The sequence below is a fragment of the Stenotrophomonas sp. SMYL8 genome (assembly GCF_036320065.1).
GTDB classification, from domain to species: Bacteria; Pseudomonadota; Gammaproteobacteria; order Xanthomonadales; family Xanthomonadaceae; genus Stenotrophomonas; species Stenotrophomonas maltophilia_A.
Window position 1 is genome coordinate 1 of sequence record NZ_JAWIRR010000033.1, and the last position, 22,847, is coordinate 22,847.

General features: G+C 66.1%; 16 protein-coding genes. 12 read left to right on the forward strand and 4 right to left on the reverse strand.

What is annotated here, in order from left to right:
• Together V3B25_RS19070 and V3B25_RS19075 are read left to right on the forward strand one after the other, a co-directional pair.
• Positions 1–591: transposase (locus V3B25_RS19070; protein WP_329811359.1), on the forward strand; the 591-nt coding region annotated here is incomplete at its 5' end.
• A 122-nt stretch (positions 592–713) separates the two neighbouring features.
• Positions 714–1,175, forward strand: coding sequence for a DoxX family protein (locus tag V3B25_RS19075; protein WP_329811360.1), 462 nt, complete (start codon positions 714–716; stop codon positions 1,173–1,175).
• A gap of 136 nt (positions 1,176–1,311) precedes the next feature.
• Here V3B25_RS19075 and prpR read toward each other — a convergent pair whose 3' ends face one another.
• Complete coding sequence (gene prpR, locus V3B25_RS19080; RefSeq protein WP_329811361.1) at positions 1,312–2,895, reverse strand: propionate catabolism operon regulatory protein PrpR; 1,584 nt, start codon at positions 2,893–2,895, stop codon at positions 1,312–1,314.
• A 153-nt stretch (positions 2,896–3,048) separates the two neighbouring features.
• Here prpR and prpB point away from each other — a divergent pair, with 153 nt between their 5' ends.
• The 7 genes from prpB to V3B25_RS19115 all read left to right on the forward strand — a co-directional run bounded on the left by prpB (position 3,049) and on the right by V3B25_RS19115 (position 11,310).
• Entirely contained in the window at positions 3,049–3,942 is an 894-nt protein-coding gene (prpB, locus tag V3B25_RS19085) for a methylisocitrate lyase (protein ID WP_005418360.1), read from the forward strand.
• Between the two features lie 36 nt (positions 3,943–3,978).
• Entirely contained in the window at positions 3,979–5,136 is a 1,158-nt protein-coding gene (prpC, locus tag V3B25_RS19090; protein WP_014038133.1) for a 2-methylcitrate synthase, read from the forward strand.
• A gap of 97 nt (positions 5,137–5,233) precedes the next feature.
• Positions 5,234–7,852, forward strand: coding sequence for a Fe/S-dependent 2-methylisocitrate dehydratase AcnD (gene acnD / locus V3B25_RS19095; protein ID WP_049421220.1), 2,619 nt, complete (start codon positions 5,234–5,236; stop codon positions 7,850–7,852).
• Positions 7,853–7,952: 100 nt separating this feature from the next.
• The gene (locus tag V3B25_RS19100) at positions 7,953–8,210 is read left to right on the forward strand and encodes a type II toxin-antitoxin system ParD family antitoxin (protein ID WP_006384133.1); all 258 of its coding nucleotides are present in this window, start codon (positions 7,953–7,955) and stop codon (positions 8,208–8,210) included.
• Positions 8,197–8,523, forward strand: coding sequence for a type II toxin-antitoxin system RelE/ParE family toxin (locus tag V3B25_RS19105; RefSeq protein ID WP_329811362.1), 327 nt, complete (start codon positions 8,197–8,199; stop codon positions 8,521–8,523). The genes V3B25_RS19100 and V3B25_RS19105 overlap by 14 nt, the downstream gene beginning before the upstream one ends.
• Before the next feature lie 23 nt (positions 8,524–8,546).
• On the forward strand, positions 8,547–9,725 hold the full coding sequence (gene prpF / locus V3B25_RS19110; RefSeq protein ID WP_329811363.1) for a 2-methylaconitate cis-trans isomerase PrpF: 1,179 nt from the start codon (positions 8,547–8,549) through the stop codon (positions 9,723–9,725).
• A gap of 124 nt (positions 9,726–9,849) precedes the next feature.
• On the forward strand, positions 9,850–11,310 hold the full coding sequence (locus tag V3B25_RS19115; RefSeq protein WP_329811364.1) for a bifunctional 2-methylcitrate dehydratase/aconitate hydratase: 1,461 nt from the start codon (positions 9,850–9,852) through the stop codon (positions 11,308–11,310).
• Positions 11,311–11,505: 195 nt separating this feature from the next.
• Here the strand turns inward: V3B25_RS19115 and V3B25_RS19120 are convergent, their stop codons facing one another.
• Positions 11,506–12,528, reverse strand: a complete 1,023-nt coding sequence (locus V3B25_RS19120; protein ID WP_329811365.1) for a hypothetical protein — start codon at positions 12,526–12,528, stop codon at positions 11,506–11,508.
• Between the two features lie 502 nt (positions 12,529–13,030).
• Between V3B25_RS19120 and V3B25_RS19125 the strand changes: the two genes are divergently transcribed.
• Positions 13,031–17,938, forward strand: a complete 4,908-nt coding sequence (locus V3B25_RS19125) for an alpha-2-macroglobulin (protein ID WP_329811366.1) — start codon at positions 13,031–13,033, stop codon at positions 17,936–17,938.
• 64 nt (positions 17,939–18,002) lie between these two features.
• The gene (pbpC, locus tag V3B25_RS19130; RefSeq protein ID WP_329811367.1) at positions 18,003–20,384 is read left to right on the forward strand and encodes a penicillin-binding protein 1C; all 2,382 of its coding nucleotides are present in this window, start codon (positions 18,003–18,005) and stop codon (positions 20,382–20,384) included.
• 114 nt (positions 20,385–20,498) lie between these two features.
• On the opposite strand, the gene V3B25_RS19135 is transcribed toward pbpC, so the two are convergent.
• Together V3B25_RS19135 and V3B25_RS19140 are read right to left on the reverse strand one after the other, a co-directional pair.
• Entirely contained in the window at positions 20,499–21,074 is a 576-nt protein-coding gene (locus tag V3B25_RS19135) for a ferritin-like domain-containing protein (protein WP_049421227.1), read from the reverse strand.
• A 29-nt stretch (positions 21,075–21,103) separates the two neighbouring features.
• A complete protein-coding gene (locus tag V3B25_RS19140; protein ID WP_329811368.1) occupies positions 21,104–21,586 on the reverse strand; it encodes a peroxiredoxin in 483 nt (160 codons plus the stop codon).
• Positions 21,587–21,846: 260 nt separating this feature from the next.
• On the opposite strand from V3B25_RS19140, the gene V3B25_RS19145 reads away from it, so the two are divergent.
• Entirely contained in the window at positions 21,847–22,740 is an 894-nt protein-coding gene (locus V3B25_RS19145; RefSeq protein ID WP_032127817.1) for a DnaJ C-terminal domain-containing protein, read from the forward strand.
• Positions 22,741–22,847: the final 107 nt, after the last annotated feature.

The following is a 22,847-nucleotide window of genomic DNA, read 5'->3' on the forward strand; positions in this document are numbered from 1 at the left end:
ATGCACGATTTGCTGCGCAAGCGGCAGACGCTGGTAAAGACACGCGCGCGCCTGGAGCAATCCTTCGGGGTAAGCAAAAGTGCCCCCGGGGAGCTGTCAGATCTGTTCTGCGCTCTGGCTGGGACGCTGTCCGAGCTGGAAAGCGAACTGCAGCGCTTGGGTCGCGATGGAGAGCATGGCACGCTCTACAAGCGCCTGTTGACCATCCCTGGTATCGGCCCCGCCGTCGCCGCTCACCTGATTTACTACATGACGCGCTGGCCGTTGGCCAACGCCAACGCGTGGATCGCCTGCACGGGCCTGGATCCCCGGCCCAACGAGTCTGGCGGCAGAACGGGACGGCGTCGGCTGTCCAAACAGGGCGCGCCAGTGCTGCGCCAGATGCTCTACATGGCCGCCATGGGGCTCAAGCGGTGTCGTCGTGGGCAACCGCTCTACGACGAGCTGTCAAAACGCGGTCACCCCAGCACCGCCGTCTTCAACATTCTGGCAAGGAAACTAGCCAAGATCGCCTGGGGCGTGTTCAAGAGCGGCCGGGACTTCGATCCGGCTATGCTGAAGGTGGGTCAAGCCTGCTTCCAGCAGGCTTGACCGCGAACATAGGATCTCGACTCTACAAGAGCAGGCTGTCGCGAACGGACTGGTCAGCTTCATCTGGGAGCAGGTCAGCAACCGGCACACTCCGACGAATGCCCTCGATTTCCGGAGTCGCCATGCCCTCCTGGCGTTGCCTGTTTGCCGTGCCATCACCGCGTCGTGGCGTGGAGGCTTACCTGCTGCTGCTTGCCCGCATCGTCGCCGGTGTGATGTTCTGCGTCTCCGGCTGGAACAAAGTGTTCACCGACGCCGGGCGCGAGCGCATGGTGCATACGCTGGTCGATGCGGGGATCCCGTTCCCGGTATTCAGTGCGCCGGTGCTGGGCGCGATTGAATGGATTGCCGGCGGACTGCTGGTGCTGGGGCTGCTGAGCCGCCCCTCGGCGTTGCTGCTGGCGGCGATCTGTGCGGTGGCTGCATTGACCGATGGCATCGCACGCATTCCCGCAGGATTGAGCGTGCCGGATTGGTTGAGCTGGTTCTTCTACCTGAGCGAAGTGCCGCTTGGAGTGCTGCTGCTTTGGATTGCGGCGGTGGGTAGCGGCCGGTTCGCCATCGAGGCGCGTTGGGTACGGTGAGTGCGCCTCGTCCGCGCGCAGCCGGAGTGCGCCTGTAGCATTTGGTGTGTTCCGGTAGATCCACGCCATGCGTGGATGAGATGCTTGACGGAAGAGTGGTGCGAACCAAGGTTCGCACCCACCAGGCAACGAGTGGTTACAACCCTTCCGCGCGCAGCCAGCGCCACAGCGTGGTGCGTGAGACGCCCAGCGCCTGCGCCATCCCCTCGCGATCATTGCGATGTTCCTGCAGCAGCGTCTCCAGCTGCGCACGCGGCGGGCGCTTGCCGTTGCTTTCCACCGGCAATGCTGAAACGCCTTCATTCACCAGTTCGGGTGCCAGCTGCAGCAGTCGCGCAGCATCAATCAGCCCTTCACCGGGCTGCCAGTGGATGCGCAGCCGATCCACCAGATTACGCAGCTCACGCACGTTGCCTGCCCAACTGGCGGCGGTCAGCACCGCCAGCGCATCCTCATCCAGTGGCGCATCGATGCCACGCAGCTGGCGGAAGAAGTGCTGCGCCAGCAGCGGGATATCACTGCGCCGCGCGCGCAGCGAGGGCAGGGCGATACGCAGCGCGGCCAGGCGGTAGTACAGGTCGCGCCGGAAGCTGCCGGCTGCCGCGCGCTGTTCCAGCGACTGCAGGGTCGCGGCCACCACGCGCAGGTCCACCGGGGTCGGTTCGGTGGCGCCGACACGCAGTACCTCACGTTCTTCCAGCACGCGCAGCAGGCGGGTCTGCAGCGGTAGCGGCAGTTCGCCGATTTCGTCCAGGAACAGCGTCCCGCCGTCTGCGGCTTCGACCAGGCCGACACGGCCGCCACGGCGTGCGCCGGTGAAGGCCCCATCGCTGTAGCCGAACAGCTCCGCTTCCAGCAGCGATTCGCTGATCGCGCCGCAGTTCAACGCGACGAAGCGGCCTCGACGGCCGCTGGCCGCGTGCAGCTGGCGCGCCACCAGTTCCTTGCCGGTGCCGGTTTCGCCGGTGACCAGCACGGTGCTGTCATGCGGGGCATACAGCGCGATCTGTGCGCGCACCTGCGCCATCGCATCGCTGTCGCCGAGCAGTTCATGCGCATCGGCACGCGCTGCCGGGCGCCGGCGTGGGGCAGGGCGGTTGCTGCCGGAACGTGCCAGGGTCTGGGTCAGTTCCAGCGCATGTTCGAACGCCTGTCGCACCGAGTCGGCCGAATACAGCAGCACGCCGGGCAGGCCGGCCTGTTCGGCGTGGTCGATGGCCATGCCGGTGCCGACGATCACTTCGATGCCGTTGGCGCGCAGGTCGGCGATGCAGTCGCGTGCGTCCTCGCGGGTGACGAAACGGCGATGCTCGATATCCAGGCCGAAACTCTGCTGGAAGTTGCTGAACACCGGCACGTCGCTGGCGTGGGTGACCAGGCCGATGCGGCTGGCGATGCGTCGCGCGCGCGCCAGTGCTTCCATCAGGTCGAAGCCGTTGGCCTGGATCGGCACCAGCGGCAGCTCCAACCGGCCGCGCAGCCAGGCCGCGTTGGAGCCACCGGCGATCACCACGTCGCAATGCTCGCGGCGCAGGCGCTGGCCGATCACATCCACCGCTTCCTCGAAGCCGAGATTGATCTGTTCGATGCGCGCGCGGCGGTCGAACTCGGGAATGACGTCGCCGAGCAGGCCGGTCAGCCGCGAGACGCTGACGGTCCAGATCACCGGGCGGCCGGGGTCGACATCCGCATGGCGCAGGGGTGAGCGGGGCAGATACATGGCGGCGGGTCCGGGCGGGGTGTTTCATGATACATATGTTTCAATGTTTCATTTGTTTCGCTGCTGCATGCCGGTCATCCCCGTGAAATCAACTGCTTGCAGCTTGGCATGGTGCTTGCGCCTACCCATCCGTTCTTCAACCTGGATTGCCGCATGACTGCTTCCGCCCCTTTCTCCGCCGGTGCCCGTTTCCGTGAGGCGCTGGCTGCCGAATCGCCGCTGCAGGTGATCGGCGCGATCAACGCCAACCACGCCCTGCTGGCCAAGCGCGCCGGCTTCCGCGCCATCTACCTGTCCGGCGGCGGCGTTGCCGCGGGCTCGCTGGGCCTGCCGGACCTGGGCATCAACACCCTGGAAGACGTGCTGGTGGACGTGCGCCGCATCACCGATGTCTGCGACCTGCCGCTGATGGTCGACATCGACACCGGCTTCGGCCCGAGCGCGTTCAACATCGCGCGCACCGTGAAGTCGCTGATCAAGGCCGGCGCGGCCGCCTGCCACATCGAAGACCAGGTCGGCGCCAAGCGCTGCGGTCACCGCCCCGGCAAGGAGATCGTCTCGCAGGGTGAAATGGTCGACCGCGTGAAGGCGGCCGCCGATGCCAAGACCGATCCGGACTTCTTCCTGATCGCGCGCACCGACGCCATCCAGGTGGACGGCGTGGACAAGGCCATCGAGCGCGCCATCGCCTGCGTTGAGGCGGGTGCCGACGGCATCTTCGCCGAGGCCGCCTACGACCTGGACACCTACCGCCGCTTCGTCGACGCGGTGAAGGTACCGGTGCTGGCCAACATCACCGAATTCGGTGCCACCCCGCTGTTCAGCCGTGATGAACTGGCCTCGGCCGGCGTCGCCATCCAGCTGTTCCCGCTGTCTGCGTTCCGTGCGGCCAACAAGGCTGCCGAGAACGTCTACCAGGCGGTGCGCCGCGATGGCCACCAGCGCAATGTGGTGGAGACCATGCAGACCCGCGAAGAACTCTACGACCGCATCGGCTACCACGCGTTCGAGCAGCAGCTCGATGCACTGTTCGCCGCCAAGAAATAAGCAGTACCCTGCACCATCAAGTTTTCGGAGGGAAACATGAACGATACGACCGCAACCCCGACCTTCAAGCCGAAGAAGTCCGTCGCCCTGTCCGGCACCGCCGCCGGCAACACCGCGCTGTGCAGCGTGGGCCGTAGTGGCAATGATCTGCACTACCGTGGCTACGACATCCTGGACCTGGCCAACACCAGCGAGTTCGAGGAAATTGCCTACCTGCTGGTGCACGGCAAGCTGCCGACCCGCGCCGAGCTGGTTTCGTACAAGGCCAAGCTGAAGTCGCTGCGTGGCATCCCGGCCGCGGTGAAGGCGGCGCTGGAAGAACTGCCGCCGTCGGCGCACCCGATGGACGTGATGCGCACCGGCGTGTCCGTGCTCGGCTGCGTGGCGCCGGAGAAGGACGACCACAACCATCCGGGCGCGCGCGACATCGCCGACAAGCTGATGGCCTGCCTCGGTTCGATGCTGCTGTACTGGTACCACTGGAGCCACAACGGCCGCGCCATCGACGTGGAAACCGACGATGACTCGATCGGTGGCCACTTCCTGCACCTGCTGCACGGCGAGAAGCCGCAGGAATCGTGGGTGAAGGCGATGCACACCTCGCTGATCCTGTACGCCGAGCACGAGTTCAACGCCTCGACCTTCACCTGCCGCGTCATCGCCGGTACCGGCAGCGACATGTACAGCGCGATCTGCGGTGGCATCGGCGCGCTGCGCGGCCCGAAGCACGGCGGCGCCAACGAAGTGGCGTTCGAAGTGCAGAAGCGCTACGACAACCCGGATGAAGCCGAGGAAGACATCAAGGCCCGCGTCGAGCGCAAGGAAGTGGTGATCGGTTTCGGCCACCCGGTCTACACCGTCTCCGATCCGCGCAACAAGGTGATCAAGGACGTGGCCCGCGAGCTGTCCGAAGAGCAGTCCAGCATGAAGATGTACGACATTGCCGAGCGCCTGGAATCGGTGATGTGGGACATCAAGAAGATGTTCCCGAACCTGGACTGGTTCAGTGCAGTCAGCTACCACATGATGGGCGTGCCGACCGCGATGTTCACCCCGCTGTTCGTGATCGCCCGTACCGCCGGCTGGAGCGCGCACATCGTCGAGCAGCGCATCGACGGCAAGATCATCCGCCCGAGCGCCAACTACATCGGTCCGGAAGACCGCGACTTCGTCGCCATCGACAAGCGCGTCTGATCCACCTGCTGTACCCATCCGGCCGGCCCCGTGCCGGCCGGATGCTTTCGCCGCCGCACCGCCGGCACCCGGCCCGCCTCAAGCACTCCGCCAGCCCATGAATACCGATTACCGCAAGAACCTCCCCGGCAGCACGCTGGACTATTTCGACGCGCGCGCCGCTGTCGATGCGATCCAGCCTGGCGCCTATGCCACCCTGCCGTACACCTCGCGCGTGCTGGCCGAGAACCTGGTGCGTCGCTGCGATCCGGCCACGCTCGGCGATTCGCTGAAGCAGCTGATCGAGCGCCGCCGCGACCTCGACTTCCCGTGGTTCCCGGCGCGCGTGGTCTGCCACGACATCCTCGGCCAGACCGCGCTGGTGGACCTGGCTGGCCTGCGTGATGCGATCGCCGACAAGGGCGGCGACCCGGCCAAGGTCAATCCGGTGGTGCCGGTGCAGCTGATCGTCGACCATTCGCTGGCGGTGGAGTGCGGCGGCTACGACCCGCAGGCGTTCGAGAAGAACCGCGCCATCGAAGATCGCCGCAACGAAGACCGTTTCCACTTCATCGACTGGACCAAGCTGGCGTTCCAGAACGTGGACGTGATTCCGCCGGGCAACGGCATCATGCACCAGATCAACCTGGAGAAGATGTCTCCGGTGATCTACGTGCAGGACGGCGTGGCCTTCCCGGATACCTGCGTGGGCACCGACAGCCACACCCCGCACGTGGATGCGCTGGGTGTGATCGCCATTGGTGTGGGTGGTCTGGAAGCGGAGAACGTGATGCTGGGCCGCGCGTCGTGGATGCGCCTGCCCGACACCGTCGGTGTCGAACTGACTGGCCGCCCGCAGCCGGGCATCACCGCCACCGATGTGGTGCTGGCCCTGACCGAGTTCCTGCGCAAGGAACGCGTGGTCGGTGCGTGGCTTGAATTCTTCGGCGAGGGTGCTGCGGCACTGACCATCGGTGACCGCGCCACCATTTCCAACATGTGCCCGGAGTACGGCGCAACCGCCGCGATGTTCTACATCGACGGGCAGACCATCGATTACCTGCGCCTGACCGGCCGCGAGGAATCGCAGGTGGCGCTGGTGGAGAACTACGCCCGTACCACCGGCCTCTGGGCCGATGACCTGGCCACCGCACAATACGAGCGTGTGCTGCGCTTCGACCTGTCCAGCGTGGTGCGCAACATGGCCGGCCCGTCCAACCCGCACAAGCGCGTGGCGACCGCCGAGCTGGCCGAGCGCGGCATTGCCGACGAAGCCAAGCTGGAAGCGGGCAGAGCCGAACAGGCGCAGGGCCTGATGCCCGATGGCGCGGTGATCATCGCCGCCATCACCAGCTGCACCAATACCTCCAACCCGCGCAACGTGATCGCCGCTGCACTGCTGGCGCGCAACGCCAACGCGCGTGGCCTGCAGCGCAAGCCGTGGGTGAAGTCGTCGCTGGCGCCGGGTTCCAAGGCCGTGCAGTTGTACCTGGAAGAGTCCGGCCTGATGCCGGACCTGGAGCAGCTCGGCTTCGGCATCGTCGCCTTCGCCTGCACCACCTGCAACGGCATGAGCGGTGCGCTGGACCCGAAGATCCAGCAGGAGATCATCGACCGTGACCTGTATTCCACCGCCGTGCTGTCGGGCAACCGCAACTTCGATGGCCGCATCCACCCGTATGCGAAGCAGGCCTTCCTGGCTTCGCCGCCGCTGGTGATCGCCTATGCCATCGCCGGCACCGTGCGCTTCGATATCGAGAAGGACGTGCTGGGCGTGGACACCGACGGCAACGAGGTGCGCCTGAAGGACATCTGGCCGAGCGACGCCGAGATCGACGCGGTGGTGAAGGCCTCGGTGAAGCCGGAGCAGTTCCGCCGCGTCTACAACCCGATGTTCAACGTGCGCGTGGAGCATGGTGCGGCGGTCAGCCCGCTGTACGACTGGCGCCCGCAGAGCACCTACATCCGCCGTCCGCCGTACTGGGAGGGCGCACTGGCCGGTGAGCGCACGCTGTCTGGCATGCGCGCGCTGGCGGTGCTGCCGGACAACATCACCACCGACCACCTGTCGCCGTCCAACGCGATCCTGGCGTCCAGTGCCGCCGGTGAGTACCTGGCGAAGATGGGCCTGCCGGAAGAGGACTTCAATTCCTACGCCACCCACCGCGGTGACCACCTGACCGCGCAGCGCGCCACCTTCGCCAACCCGAAGCTGTTCAACGAGATGGTGCGCAACGACGACGGCAGCGTGAAGCAGGGTTCGCTGGCGCGAGTGGAGCCGGAAGGCAAGGTGATGCGCATGTGGGAAGCGATCGAGACCTACATGGACCGCAAGCAGCCGCTGATCATCATTGCCGGTGCCGACTACGGGCAGGGCAGCTCGCGCGACTGGGCCGCCAAGGGCGTGCGCCTGGCTGGCGTGGAGGCGATCGCGGCCGAAGGCTTCGAACGGATTCACCGTACCAACCTGATCGGCATGGGCGTGCTGCCGCTGGAGTTCAAGCCGGGCACCACCCGCCTGACCCTGGGCATCGATGGCACCGAGACCTTCGACGTGATCGGCGAGCGCACCCCGCGCGCTGACCTGACCCTGGTCATCCACCGCCGCGACGGCCAGGACGTGATCGTGCCGGTCACCTGCCGCCTGGACAGCGACGAGGAAGTGGCGATCTACGAAGCCGGCGGCGTGCTGCAGCGCTTCGCCCAGGACTTCCTGGAAGGCGCCAAGGTGGCGTGATGCCGGACTGAATGCCTGCCCCCGGAGGCCGGGGGCGGGCTTGTCCGACACCAGGGCAGGGCGCACACTGACTTGGCAAAAACTGCCAAAGGAGAGTTTCATGGCCACCATGAACATTTCGCTGACCGATCCGCTCAAGCAGTTCGTGGACGAGGAAGTGCGCGAAGGCGGCTACTCCAGTACGTCGGATTATGTGCGTGACCTGATCCGCCAGCGTCAGCGCAGCAAGGCTGAAGAGCTGCTCAAGCAGCTGATTGCCGAGGGGCTGGCGTCGGGACCTGCCGTTCCGGTGACAGCGGCCACATTCGAGCGGATGCGTCGCGAACTGACCGAAAGGATGGAGCGTGAAGGCGATTGAATGGAGGCCCCGGGCCGAGACAGACGCAGCCGATGCCGCGCTGTGGTTCGCACGGCAGGGTGGCCTGGTACTGGGTCGGCGCTTTCTCGCCGAGTTGGAGGCCACGCTTCAACGCATCGCGGTGTTTCCATGCTCGGGTTCCATCCGGCACGCCGATCTTGCAGCACAGCTGCCGGTGCCTTTGCGCTTCATGCTGGTTCCTGGCTTCGAACGCTACCTCGTCTATTACCTCGATCTACCGGACCGCGTGGACGTCATGCGGGTGTGGTGCGTTGATCGTGGCCTTGACGCACTGATGCAAGACATTTCCTGAAATCCAAACGCTTGGATCCGACGATGAATTTTCTTCCGCAACTCCGTATTCCCGCTACCTACATGCGCGGCGGCACCAGCAAGGGCGTGTTCTTCCGCCTGCAGGATCTTCCCGAAGCCGCGCAGGTGCCGGGCGCCGCACGCGATGCGCTGCTGATGCGCGTGATCGGCTCGCCCGATCCGTATGGCAAGCAGACCGACGGCATGGGCGGCGCCACCTCCAGTACCAGCAAGTGCGTGATCATTTCCACCGCTTCGGTGCCTGACCACGACGTGGACTACCTGTATGGCCAGGTGTCGATCGACACCGCCTTCGTCGACTGGAGCGGCAACTGCGGCAACCTCAGCACTGCGGTGGGTCCGTTCGCGATTGCCAATGGTCTGATCGATCCGGCCCGCGTGCCGCGCGATGGCCTGTGCACCGTGCGCATCTGGCAGGCCAACATCGGCAAGACCATCATCGCGCACGTGCCGATGCGCGATGGCGAAGTACAGGAGATCGGCGATTTCGAGCTGGATGGCGTGACCTTCCCGGCCGCCGAGATCCAGCTGGAATTCATCGATCCGTCCGATGACGGCGATGCGGGCGCGATGTTCCCGACCGGCAATCTGGTCGATACCCTGGAAGTGCCCGGCGTGGGCAGCTTCGAGGTGACCATGATCACCGCTGGCATCCCGACGATCTTCCTCAACGCTGCCGATCTGGGCTACAGCGGCACCGAGCTGCAGCCGGCGATCAACGAAGACAAGGCCGCGCTGCAGAAATTCGAGACCATCCGCGCCTACGGCGCCTTGCGCATGGGTCTGATCAAGAACCTGGAAGACGCTGCGACCCGCCAGCACACGCCTAAGGTGGCGTTCGTTGCACCGGCGCAGGACTATGTGTCATCCAGCGGCAAGGCCATTCCGGCCTCGGCCATCGATCTGCATGCGCGCGCATTGTCGATGGGCAAGCTGCACCACGCGATGATGGGTACCGCCGCCGTGGCGATCGGTACTGCGGCGGCGATTCCGGGCACGTTGGTCAATCGTGCTGCAGGCGGCGGCGAGCGCGAAGCGGTGACCTTCGGCCATCCGTCCGGCACGTTGCGCGTGGGTGCGCAGGCCGGGTTCGTTGACGGGCAGTGGACGGTGACCAAGGCCATCATGAGCCGCAGTGCCCGCGTGCTGATGGAAGGCAAGGTGCGGGTGCCGGCCGAGTGATGCGTTGGTAAACGCCAACCAAGGTTGGCGACTACCGGGCCGCAGTGACCAATTGCTTTGGTAGATGCCAACCTTGGTTGGCATGGTGCACGGGCAACCGTGCACCGTAACGAGGAGATCGACGATGTCCGACAACCCCACCCCATCCAACGAGCGTGCAGCGTGGGATGCGCTGCTGGTGGACATCGTCGATTACGTGCGCGACGCCCGTATCGACTCACCGCTGGCGTTCCAGACCGCGCACCACTGCCTGCTTGATACGCTGGGCTGCGGGCTGGAAGCGCTGTCCTTCCCGGCCTGCAGCAAGCTGCTCGGTCCCGTGGTGCCGGGCATCAGCGTGGTCAACGGCGCGCGCGTTCCGGGCACCCACTACGTGCTGGACCCGGTGCAGGCGGCGTTCAATCTGGGCGCGATGGTGCGCTGGCTCGATTTCAACGACACCTGGCTGGCCGCCGAATGGGGCCACCCGTCGGACAATCTGGGCGGAATCCTCGCCGTCTGCGACTGGCTGGGACGCAACGCGCAGGCCCTGCGCCGCCCGCCGCCGACCGTGCACGACGTGCTGCTGGCGATGATCAAGGCGCACGAGATCCAGGGTGTACTGGCCCTGCAGAATTCCTTCAATCGGGTCGGGCTGGACCATGTGGTGCTGGTCAAGGTCGCCACCACCGCTGTGGTGGCGCAGCTGCTCGGGCTGGATCGCGAACGCATGCTCAATGCAGTGTCGCTGGCCTGGGTCGATGGCCAGGCGCTGCGGACCTACCGGCACGCGCCCAACACCGGTTCGCGCAAGAGCTGGGCCGCCGGCGATGCCACCAGCCGTGGCGTACGCCTGGCGCTGATCGCAGCAACGGGTGAAATGGGCTATCCGAGCGTGCTCAGTGCACCGACCTGGGGCTTCGAGGCTGTGTCCATGCATGGACAGGCACTGACGCTGGAGCGGCCGCTGGGCAGCTATGTGATGGAGAACGTGCTGTTCAAGATCAGCTACCCGGCCGAGTTCCACGGCCAGACTGCGGTGGAGGCAGCGATCGCGCTGCACCAGCAGTTGCGCGCGATGGGGCGGCAGGTCGAGGATATCGCGCACATCGCCATCCGCACCCAGGAAGCCTGCATCCGCATCATCGACAAGAGGGGCCCACTGCATAATCCGGCCGACCGCGACCACTGCGTGCAGTACATGATCGCCATCGCGCTGCTGCATGGGCGGCTGGTGGCCGAGGACTATGAGGACGACGTCGCCGCCGATCCGCGCATCGACGCGCTGCGCGCAAAGATGGCCTGCCACGAGGATCCGCAGCTCAGCGCCGACTATCTGGACCCGGACAAGCGCAGCATCGCCAACGGCCTGAGCGTGCGCTTCAACGATGGCAGTGAACTGCCGGAAGTGCTGGTGGAGTACCCGCTTGGCCACGCCCTACGCCGCGGAGAAGGCATTCCGCTGCTGATGGACAAGTTCCGCCGGCACCTGGCCCATCGCTTCCCGACCGCCCAGCAGCAGCGCATCCTGGCGGCATCGCTGGATCCGGTGGCGCTGGCGGCGATGCCGGTGACCGATTACGTGGACCTGTACCTGCCGGGGTAGGGGGCTTCGCCGGATCTGGCGCTGCGCCTGCTTGCCGGGCACGTGGCTGCACCTGCTTTGGTAGGTGCCAACCTTGGTTGGCACGGCCGACGCCAACCAGGGTTGGCATCTACCGGGATGCTTTGGTCCACGCTGCAGTCTGCAGAGGTTCCTCAGAGATAGTGTAATCCCGCGATAGCGATCGACTAAGCCGGATCAGATCGCATATGTGGAAAGGCATCCATAGTCGGTGCGTACCGAAATGGCATTGTCTCCCGTCCATGCAATATGCGCGGTACGGACCACATGATCGACGGGAAAGCGTCGAATTTCCCTCATGTCTGCAAAGTCATAAAGTGCAATATGACCGCGGTGCATGATGGCCAATCGCTTGCTATCGCAGTCCAGTGCAAAGTCAGTTCGTGTCATATCAGTGAACTCCGGCCACCCGGGGCGAGATTCGCCTGTTGCCGCGTCCAGGCACAGCAGGCGCCACCGTCCATACTCTTCCAAGGCCAACAACCAGCGTCCATCCGCGCTCCACTCCATCTTGACGATCATTTCAAAATCAGCCTGATGTCGGCGCACGGTCTTGGCCTGGGCGACATCGATGTACTCGATCTCACCCGGATTGGCACAGCAGGCAAGCATCGTGGCATCCGCTGAGAGCGTGCCCATCATCTGCTCGGAATGCCCGCCAACCATCGCAGGGGAGCCCGCCAGCTGCATGATGTGCCTTCCATCGTCGAGTCTCATTACCGTTACCTGCTCACCGTCATGCCATGCGGCATGCCCGTTGGACCTTGTCAGGAAGGGCGATGACAGTACGGATGCATCGCTGATCCGCTGGGGAGGACTGCCATCTGAAGTCCAAAGGTAGATTCCAGAGTCGAATCGAATCAGGAATCCTGTCCGGTCATCCGTAGGTAGTGCCGACCAGGCAAGGTCCGTCTTGCTTGATCGCCAACCATGGATGATCTCAGCGTCTTCACCAATGAGCAGCAACATGTCGGTTGCCGCACCATGCGTGTCTTCGTCCTGGTGCTGATTGGTCGCCAGCTTCCCATTGCAACCCGCAATCATCAGGGCTCCCGTGTACCCCCCGCCAATGTAACGATGCATGCAGGGTTCGCCTGCGGCAGCAGCAGGGTTCACGAGTACGAAGCCCTTTTTCAGCCGCGACCACTCCTGTTTGATGGCCCATTTCAGTGCCTCGTCGGGACTCGGGAAGTCTTTCAACTGTGACTTCAGCTTCCCGGGGCTTCCGGAGGTGACTTCGACAGTACCTCGGTCACATCGCGTACCCCAGACCTTACCGGTCGCTGGATCCTGAATCATGCGTACTCGTGTCATTGCAATGTTCACTGCTGTTCAGAAGGCCTGATGCCGATGCTACAGCGGTGACTGAAGGCCGATTGGGAAGTCGCTCAATCGAGGGTTGAACCCGTCACTTTGGGGCGACTTTGGCCTTCTCTCCGCCGGGACATTGCGCGCCACGATTGGGGGGGCGCCCGATCCCAAGCCAGACAGGTTGCCTGCATCGGCCTGTGCCTGGCGCGGCGGGGGAGGGGCGCTTGGGTAGGTGCCAACCTTGGTTGCCACGGCTATCGCCAACCGAGGTTGGCGGCTACCGGTTCCGCCGGCCAGCGGCCGGCACTACCCGCCCGGGCAATTGCCGAATTCGCGTCAACACCTTGACGCGGCCTGCCTATAATGGCCGCCTCGATCAAGGAGTGACGACATGAGCGGTCCGGCACGGCGGAAGCGGTGGGGATGGGCGGCGGCGGTACTGGCAGGAGGCCTGTTGCTGGGCCTGGCCGGCTGCCGCAACGACAGCGGGCAGCTGCCCAAGGCCAGCGGTGAAGCGATCACCACCCAGGCCGAGCAGGTGAAGGAATTCACCCTGCTGCGCGCTTACCCGGACCAGAAGAATGACGGCCTGTCGCTGGCGCTGGAGTTCTCGCGCCCGCTGGTTGGCACCCAGGATTTCGACAAGCTGGTGCGCTTCGAAGAGAAGGTCGGCACCGACGACAGCAGTTGGACGCTGTCCGATGACGGCCTGACCCTCCGCTATCCGTTCGTCGAGGCTGGCAAGGAGTTCAGCCTGGTGGTCTCGCCCGACCTGCTGGCCGCCGATGGCAGTCGCCTGGGCAAGGAACTGAAGCAGAAGGTGTTCAGCGGCGAGCTGAAGCCGGTGGTCGGCTTCGCCTCGCAGGGCAGCGTGCTGCCGGCCAAGGACAGCCGTGGCCTGCCGGTGGTCTCGGTGAACGTGCCCGAGGTTGACGTCGAATTCCTGCGCGTGCGCGAGAAGGACCTGCCGACCTTCTTCAGCCAGTACCAGCGCGGCGGCCGCCGTGGCAGCTGGGAGCTGAGCAGCGACTACGAACGCAGCCCGATCAACAAACTGGCCGAGCCGGTCTACGTCAACCGCTTCATCCTCGGCGGCAAGAAGAACGAGCGGGTGCTGACCTACCTGCCGACCCAGGACATCAAGGAACTGCAGGAGCCGGGCCTGTACTTTGCCCTGCTCAAGCGCACCGGTGACTACGAAGGCGAGTTCGATACCGCGTTCTTCTCGGTCAGCGACATCGGCCTGCATACCCGTGCCTACAAGGACAAGCTGTTCGTGCACACCGCCGGCCTCAAGGACGGCGCGCCGCTGAAGGGCATCGACCTGCGCGTGCTCGACGCCAAGGGCGAGGTGGTACTGAAGGGCAGCACCGACGGCAACGGCAATGCGCTGCTGAACTACACGCTGGATGCCACCCACGTGCTGGTCGCCAGCACGGGCAAGGACACCAGCTTCCTGCCGTTCAACCAGCCGGCGCTGGACCTGAGCGAATTCGCCGTGGCCGGCCGTGACAATGCCTGGTTCGACGTCTATGCCTGGTCCGGGCGCGACCTGTATCGCCCGGGCGAAACCGTGCGCCTGTCCGCACTGCTGCGCGACAACGATGGCAAGCCGGTCAAGGCTCAGCCGGTGTTCCTGCGCCTGAAGCAGCCCGACGGCAAGACCTTCCGCGAGACCCGCCTGCAGCCGGGCGAGCAGGGCTACATCAACTTCGAGCAGGTGATCCCCGCCGAGGCGCCGACCGGGCGCTGGCAGGTCGAGTTCCGCACCGACCCGGCGAGCAAGGAAGCGATCCAGGGCATGACCCTGCGCATCGAGGAGTTCCTGCCCGAGCGCATGAAGCTGGACCTGGACAGCGCGCAGAAAACGCTGAAGCCGGGTGAGGACCTGCGCCTGCAGGCCAATGGCGCCTACCTGTACGGGGCGCCGGCCGACGGCAACCGTTTCACTGCGCGCATGGCGGTGGCCGCCGAGCAGCAGCCGGTCGAAGGCCTGCCGGGCTACTTCTTCGGTGACCCGACCCTGCAGTTGCCGCGCGAAGCCAAGGACGTGATCGATACCACGCTGCCGGGCAATGGCCAGCTGCGTGAGGATGTGGCGTTGCCGGAAGAGGCGGCCAAGGCCAAGGCGCCCATTGCCGTGGTGCTGTCCGGCAGCCTGTATGAAACCGGTGGCCGTACCGTCACCCGCACCCTGAAGCGGGTGATGTGGCCGGCCAACGCGCTGGTTGGCGTGCGCCCGCTGTTCAACCCCGAGGATGGTGCCGACTCCAACGGCAATGCACGCTTCGAGTTGATGCGCGTGGATGCTGCGGGCACACCGCAGCCGGCCAAGGGCCTGAAGATCACCCTGGTGCGCGAGCTGCGCGACTACCACTGGACCTTCAACGACAACCGCTGGGACTACGATTTCACCCGCCGCTTCGAGAACAAGGAAACCCGCACCGTCGACGCCGGCAGCAGCGCGGTCGCCTTCGATTTCCCGGTGGAGTGGGGCGAGTACCGGGTGGATGTGTTCGATCCGTCCACCGGCTTGACCAGCCGCTATCCGTTCCGCGCCGGCTGGAGTTGGGGCGACGACAACCGCGGCCTGGACGCGCGCCCGGACAAGGTCAAGCTGGGCCTGGACAAGACCGGCTACAAGGCCGGTGACACCCTGGAAGTGACGGTGACCCCGCCGCATGCCGGCAAGGGCATCCTGATGGTCGAGACCGACCGCATGCTGTACGTGCAGGACATCGAGGCCAAGCCGGGTTCGACCTTCAAGATTCCAGTCACCGCCGACTGGGAGCGCCACGACGTCTACATCACCGCGCTGGTGTTCCGTGGCGGCAGTGCGCCGAGCAAGATCACCCCAGCCCGTGCCGTGGGCGTGGTGCACGTGCCGATGGACCGCAAGGGCCGCACCGTGGCCGTCGGCCTGGCAGCGCCCAAGCAGATGCGACCGGAGCAGGATCTGCCGGTGACGGTCAGCGCGCCGCAGCTGGCTGGCAAGATGGCGCACGTCACCGTCTCGGCGGTGGACGTGGGCATCCTCAACATCACCCGCTTCCCGGTACCCGATGCCGGTGCGCACTTCTTCGCCCAGCGCCGCCTCGGCATCGATGCCTATGACATCTACAGCCGGGTGATCGAGAGCTTTGATGGTGGCAGCGGCAAGCTGAAGTTCGGTGGTGACATGGCGCTGCAGGCATTGCCGCAGGCCAAGCGCCCGACCGCGCGCGTGCAGACCGTGGATCTGTTCTCCGGCCCGGTGCAGCTCGATGCCAAGGGCAACGCCCGCATCCGCCTGAAGGTGCCGGACTTCAACGGCACCCTGCGGGTGTCGGCACTGGTCTACAGCGATGACCAGTACGGCAAGCGCGATGTGGAAACCGTGGTGCGCGCGCCGATCCTGGCCGAAGCCAGCATGCCGCGCGTGCTCGCCCCGGGCGACCGCAGCACCGTGACCCTGGACGTGCAGAACTTCACCGGCAAGCCGGGCCAGTTCAACGTGAAGGTGGAAAGCGAAGGCCCGCTGAACCTGGGCGAGGGCAGCCGCAGCGTGCAGTTGAATGCCGATGCCAAGACAACGCTGAGTTTCCCGCTGTCCGCGCGTGAGGGCCACAGCGTGGCCAAGGTGCGCGTACGTGTGGACGGCAACGGCTTCAAGGCCGACCGCCGCTACGAACTGCCGGTGCGTGCCGCGTGGCCGCAGGTGCTGCGTTCGCAGGTGCGCACGCTGGATCCGCTGGCAGCGGTCAGTCTCGACAACAGCCTGACCGATGGCCTGATGTCCGAGTCGGTGAATGCCCGCCTGCTGGTCAGCCCGCTGCCGCCGATCCCGTTCGCCAGTGCGCTGCAGGGCGCGCTGAACTACCCGTACGGCTGTGCCGAGCAGACCACCAGCAAGGGTTACGCCGCACTGATCCTGGACCAGGCGACGTCGTCGATGCTCGGTGCCGACGGCCTGGATGCCAAGACCCGTCGTGAGCGCATGGAAGGTGCGTTCGGCCGCCTGGCCTCGATGCAGGTGGCCAATGGCAACTTCTCGATGTGGGGTGACGACGGCTATGTGAACCCGTGGCTGACCCCGTACATCACCGAGTTCCTGCTCGACGCCAAGGACGCCGGTTTCGCGGTGCCCGACAACGTGCTGCAGAAGGCGCTCAACCGGCTCAGTGAGGATCTGCTGTCCGGCGGCAACCAGTTCTACGGCCAGGACGACCGCGAGAAGCTGAAGTTCGCCAACCAGGCCTATTCGGGCTACGTGCTGGCCCGGGTCAACCGCGCTCCGCTGGGGACGCTGCGCACGCTTTATGACAACGAGCGCAGCAAGGCGGTCGGCGGCCTGTCGCTGGTCCATCTGGGCGTGGCGCTGTCGCTGCAGGGCGATGCCAAGCGTGGCCAGGCGGCATTGTCCGCCGCCTTCGCCAAGTCCAGCAGCGAACGCCCGTCGTACTTCGGCGACTACGGCAGCGCGATCCGTGATGACGCGCTGATGATCGCGCTGACCCACGAAAACAAGCTGGCCAAGCCGGCCTGGGATGCCCGTGCGGTGGATCTGGGCCGTGGCCTGGATGCGCGCCGCAATGCCGGCTGGATGTGGCTGAGCACGCAGGAACAGGTAGCGATCGCCCGCCTTGGCAAGGCACTGGCCGCCAATCAGAAGGCGCTGGTGGCCGGTGAGCTGGTGATCGGTGGCAACACCGAAGCCATCGGCGAGCGCAAGCTGTTCGGCCGCAATTTCAGCGCCAGCGAACTGGCCAGTGGCGTGCGCTTCACTCCGCAGGGCCAGCCGCCGATGTTCGCCAGCATCGACGTGGCCGGCATCCCGCGCAGTGCGCCGGCACCGGACAACAGCGTGCTGGGCATTGAGCGCAGCTACTTCGGCACCGATGGCAAGCCGTGGTCGCCGCGTCCGCTGAAGGAAGGCGAAGCGCTGATCGTGCGCGTCACCGTCACCGCCGACACCACGATGCCCGATGCCCTGCTGACCGACCTGCTGCCGGCGGGCCTGGAGATCGAGAACTTCAACCTGGGCGATGCCAAGCAGTGGGCCGACGTGGTGGTTGATGGCATCACCATCAGCGACCGCAGCGAAGCTGCCGACACCAAGCACGAAGAGTTCCGCGACGACCGCTATGTGGCCGCGCTGAAGCTCTCGCGTGGCAGCAAGGCCAACGTGTTCTATCTGGTGCGTGCGGTGACCCCGGGTACCTACTCGGTGCCGCCGCCGCTGGTGGAAGACATGTACCGGCCGCAGCTGCGTGGCGTTGGCCGCAGCAACCCGACCACGATCACGGTGGTGCAGCCGTGACCGCGCGGACGGGCCGCGACGGCGCGGCCCGTCCAGCTGGCGAGCTCCAATCCGGCACGCTGCAATGAAGAAGACGATGACGACCCGGCCGGCGGCCCTGCGCCGCCGGCTGCGGCCGCTGTGGCCGTGGCTGCGCTGGGGCACGGCCGCCACGCTGGCGCTGCTGCTGGTGCTGGATTTCGCCTTCCCGCCGCCGCTGCCGAAGCAGCGCGATACCAGCACCCTGGTGGTGGCTGCCGACGGTACGCCGCTGCGTGCGTTCGCCGATGCCGAGGGCGTGTGGCGCTATCCGGCATCGATCGACAGCGTCTCGCCGCTGTACCTGCAGGCGCTGCTGACCTACGAGGACCGCTGGTTCTGGCGCCATCCGGGCATCAACCCGCTGGCCATCCTGCGTGCCAGCGGCCAGCTGCTGCGCGGCGGCCGCATCGTGTCCGGTGGCTCGACCCTGACCATGCAGGTCGCGCGCATCCTCGATCCGCATACGCGCACGCCCTGGGGAAAGCTCAAGCAGATGCTGCGCGCGGTGCAGCTGGAAGTGCATCTGAGCAAGCAGCAGATCCTGGCCCTGTATCTGGAGCGCGCGCCCTACGGTGGCACCATCGAGGGCGTGGAAGCGGCCAGCTGGGCGTACCTGGGCAAGCCGGCGGCGCAGCTGTCGCATGCCGAGGCCGCGCTGCTGGCAGTGCTGCCACAGGCGCCGAGCCGGCTGCGTCCGGACCGTCATCCGGAAGCGGCGCAGAAAGCGCGGGACAAGGTGCTGTCACGCATGGCCGAACTGGGCGCGTGGACGCCGGAAGAGGTGGAAGACGCGCGTATCGAGAACGTGGTGGCGCGCTCGCTGCGGCCGCCGCTGCACGCCGCATTGCTTGCGCAGCGCCTGCATTCGGCGCATCCAGGACAGGCACGCATCCAGAGCAGCATCGACATCGGACTGCAGCGCACGCTGGAAGAGCGCGTGGCCAGCTATTTCTCGACGCTGCCCGAGCGTACTTCGGCGGCCTTGCTGGTGGTCGACAACCAGACTCTGCAGGCGCGTGCCTACGTCGGTACGTTGTCCTTTGGTGACCGCCAGCGGCTCGGCCACGTCGACATGGTGCAGGCCTGGCGGTCGCCGGGCTCCACGCTCAAGCCGTTCCTGTATGCGATGGCGCTGGACGATGGCCTGATCCATTCGGAAAGCCTGCTGGTCGATGCGCCGCAGAGTTTCGGCAGCTACCGGCCCGGCAACTTCGACATGGCCTTCAATGGGCCGATTGGTGCCTCCAGCGCATTGCGGCTGTCGCTCAACGTGCCCTCGGTGGACCTGCTGCAGCGGGTCGGGGCCGCGCGCTTCGCCGCGCGCCTGTCGCACTCCGGCATCCAGCTGCGCTTCCCGCCGGGCAGCACGCCCAACCTCTCGCTGATTCTGGGCGGTACCGGTGCGCGGCTGGAAGATCTGGTCGGCGCGTTCGCGGCGCTGAACCGCAACGGCATTGCCGGACGCGTGCGCTACACCGATGACGAACCGATGATCGAGCGGCGCCTGGCCTCGCCGGGCGCCAGCTGGATCGTGCGCGAAATGCTGGAATCGAACCCGCGCCCAGGCTACAGCGTCGGTACCTTCGATATCGGTGGCCGCCCGCGCGTGGCGTGGAAGACCGGCACCAGTTACGGGTACCGCGATGCGTGGGCAATCGGCAGCACGCGCCACTACACCGTGGGCGTGTGGGTGGGCCGGCCGGACGGCACACCGCTACCGGGCCAGTACGGCGCGGTGACTGCGCTGCCGCTGATGTTCGAAGTGGTGGACAGCCTGCCGCGCCAGCGCGGCGATTCGGCTGCTGCACCGATGCCGGCAAGTGTCAGCCAGGAAGATATCTGCTGGCCCACCGGCGAACGCGCCGAAGGCCTGCCGACGGTGCTGTGCCAACGGCGGATGCCAGCCTATCTGCTGGACGGCGCGGCACCACCGACCTTCCCCGAGCGCGAGGCGCGGCGCTGGCAGCCGGGGCGGCAGCGTTACCTGGCCGACGCGCGGACCGGACTGCGTGTATCGGCCGATTGCCGTAATCCACATGAGGAAGTAGCGCGCGAGATCGCGCGCTGGCCGGCGTTGTTGTCACCGTGGCTGCCCAAGGCCACACGCGCTGCCTCGCAGTTGCCGGCGCTGTCGCCGGATTGCCGCGACGACGGGCGTGAGGCCAGCGTGGCCCTGCACATCGATGGCCTCAATGATGGCGCTGCACTGGCGCGTGCACCCAATGCCGAGCATGGCGTGCGCCTGCAACTGCGCGCGCTGGGCAGCGAGCAGGCAGTGGACTGGTTGCTGGATGGACGCTGGATCGCGCAGACCCATGGCGCGCAGTTGATGCAGCGCGAATTCGCCGAGCCGGGCGCATACACCCTGACCGCGCTGGCGGCCGATGGCGCGTGGACGCAGGTGCGCTTCAACGTTCTCCGCTAGATGCCGGCCTTGGTCGGCGCGCGGTCCAACGCCAACGACACCGCCGTGCTCTGGTAGGTGCCAACCTTGGTTGGCACGCGGCAAAGACGCCCACCAAGGTGGGCATCTACCAGATCATTCCCCGATCCACCCATCCAGCAGGTCGGCGAATTCGTCGGCGTGTTCCTCTTCCTGCGCGAGGATCTCTTCAAGGATGCGCTTGGTGGTGGTATCGCGGTCGCCGATGAAGTTGATCATCTCGCGGTAGCTGTCGATGGCGATGCGTTCGGCCACCAGGTTCTCGCGCACCATGTCGCGCAGGTCGCTGCCTTCCTTGTACTCGGCATGCGAGCGCGCGGTCAGCGTGTCGGGGTTGAAGTCCGGCTCGCCGCCGAGCTGGACGATGCGCTCGGCCAGCTTGCCGGCGTGCGCCTGTTCCTGCTGTGCATGTTCGAGGAATTCGGCTTTCACCGCGTCGGCCAGCATGCCCTTGGCCATGAAGTAGTGCCGGTAGTAGCGCAGCACGCATACGTACTCGGTGGCCAACGCATCGTTGAGCAGCTTGATCACGACCTTGCGGTCGGCGCTGTAGCTGTCGGTGATCGCACCGTCTTCGATATTGCGACGGGCGCGTTCGCGCAGGGTCTTGCGGTCACTGATACCGGGCACCTTTGCGGCAGGCTTTGCGGCTTTGGCTGGCTTGGTGGACATGGCTGGCCGTTTCCTCTTGCGGTGGAAGATCAGGTTGGCAGGTGCTCCAGCACGTATTCGGCCGAAGACACTTCGAACTGGCCGGGCTGCTCGATCCAGGCCGCACGCACCACGCCATCCACCACGTACAGGGCGAAACGGCGTGAGCGGATGCCCATGCCCGAGGCGCTGGCGTCGAGCTCCAGGCCGAGCGCACGGGTCAGTTCGGCATTGCCGTCGGACAGCATCAGCAGGCCGTCGGGCACGCTCTGGTCGGCGGCCCAGGCCTTCATCACGAACGGGTCGTTGACCGCCATGCAGTAGACATCGATGCCGCGCTGGCGGAACGCCTGGAATTTCTCGACGTAGCCGGGCAGGTGGCGCGCCGAGCAGGTCGGGGTGAACGCGCCGGGCACGGCGAACAGCACCACCTTGCGTGCGTCGAGCAGCGAATGCGTATCGAGCGTTTCGATGCCCTCGCGGATGCGCTTGAGGGTCACTTCCGGAATGCGGTCGCCGACATGGATGGTCATGGGGAACTCCTTGCTGGGGCAGGCTAGTGGGCCGGATGGGACAGGGGCGTCAAGACATTGGAAAACCCGTGTGCAGGCCCCATCTTCAGGCTTTGCGGCGGGGGCTTCCAGCCACAGCGTGGCGCATGGGGATGGCAGTCGCATTGCGCAGGATCAGTCGGCCTCACCGTGGCCGCACGAGGGGCGGCGTAGCATGCCGGCGCGTAGAATGAACCCGGGGCGGCGCCACCGGCGCGGCCGAAGCAGATCGAGGTAGCTGGATGGAATTCAAGGATTACTACGCCACCCTGGGGGTGGAACCGAGCGCGGGCGAGGCGGAGATCAAGACCGCCTACCGCCGGCTGGCACGCAAGTACCACCCGGACGTCAGCAAGGAGGCCGGGGCCGAAGACAAGTTCAAGGCGGTCAACGAGGCCTACGAGGCGCTGCGCGATCCGGAAAAGCGCGCGGCCTACGACCAGCTGCGCGCGCAGGGCTATCGCCCGGGCGAGGAGTTCAACGTGCCGCCGAACTATGGTGGTGCTGGCGGTTTCAATTTCGAGGAAGTATTCGGCGGTGGCGGCCCCAATGGCGGCTTCAGCGACTTCTTCGAGAGCCTGTTCGCGCGACAGCGTGGCGGTGGTGGCGCTGGTCCGGGGCCGGGCTTCAGCAGCCAGGGCCACGCGCCCAACCGCGATACCCGCGCCAAGCTGTCGGTTCCGCTGGAAGCGGCCTACAGCGGCGACAGCCTGCGCATCACCGTCAACGGCAAGCAACTGGACGTGCGCGTGCCCAAGGGTATCCGCCCGGGCCAGGTGATCCGCCTGGCGGGGCAGGGCAACCACGGCGGTAACCTGCTGCTGGAAGTGGAATACGCCGCCCACCCGCAGTTCGAGGTCGATGGCCGTAACATCCTCTACACGCTGCCGGTCACGCCGTGGCAGGCCGCGCTGGGTACCAGCATCAGCGTGCCGACCCTGGGCGGTGCAGTGGAGCTGAAGATTCCGGCCGATTCCGATGCCGGCCGCAAGCTGCGCCTGCGTGGCCGTGGGCTGCCGGGCAATCCGGAGGGCGACCAGATCGTCGAGATCGAGATCGTGGCCCCGGCCGCGACTGACGAGGCGCAGAAGAAGGCGTACCGGAACCTGGCCAAGGCCTTCGGCGAGACCATTTGAAGGTAGTGCCGGCCGCTGGCCGGCAACTTCATTGCCCGGGACGGTGATGCGTGGTTGGCGGCCCGCGGGCGGCACGACCCCGCCGGGGGGAGGCCCGCCCCGCGCAA

Coding starts and splice junctions, on each gene's coding strand:
- V3B25_RS19075 (WP_329811360.1), top strand. CDS start 714: ATGCCCTCCTGGCGTTGCCTGTTTGCCGTGCCATCACCGCGTCGTGGC.
- prpR (WP_329811361.1), bottom strand. CDS start 2,895: ATGTATCTGCCCCGCTCACCCCTGCGCCATGCGGATGTCGACCCCGGC.
- prpB (WP_005418360.1), top strand. CDS start 3,049: ATGACTGCTTCCGCCCCTTTCTCCGCCGGTGCCCGTTTCCGTGAGGCG.
- prpC (WP_014038133.1), top strand. CDS start 3,979: ATGAACGATACGACCGCAACCCCGACCTTCAAGCCGAAGAAGTCCGTC.
- acnD (WP_049421220.1), top strand. CDS start 5,234: ATGAATACCGATTACCGCAAGAACCTCCCCGGCAGCACGCTGGACTAT.
- V3B25_RS19100 (WP_006384133.1), top strand. CDS start 7,953: ATGGCCACCATGAACATTTCGCTGACCGATCCGCTCAAGCAGTTCGTG.
- prpF (WP_329811363.1), top strand. CDS start 8,547: ATGAATTTTCTTCCGCAACTCCGTATTCCCGCTACCTACATGCGCGGC.
- V3B25_RS19115 (WP_329811364.1), top strand. CDS start 9,850: ATGTCCGACAACCCCACCCCATCCAACGAGCGTGCAGCGTGGGATGCG.
- V3B25_RS19125 (WP_329811366.1), top strand. CDS start 13,031: ATGAGCGGTCCGGCACGGCGGAAGCGGTGGGGATGGGCGGCGGCGGTA.
- pbpC (WP_329811367.1), top strand. CDS start 18,003: ATGAAGAAGACGATGACGACCCGGCCGGCGGCCCTGCGCCGCCGGCTG.
- V3B25_RS19135 (WP_049421227.1), bottom strand. CDS start 21,074: ATGTCCACCAAGCCAGCCAAAGCCGCAAAGCCTGCCGCAAAGGTGCCC.
- V3B25_RS19140 (WP_329811368.1), bottom strand. CDS start 21,586: ATGACCATCCATGTCGGCGACCGCATTCCGGAAGTGACCCTCAAGCGC.
- V3B25_RS19145 (WP_032127817.1), top strand. CDS start 21,847: ATGGAATTCAAGGATTACTACGCCACCCTGGGGGTGGAACCGAGCGCG.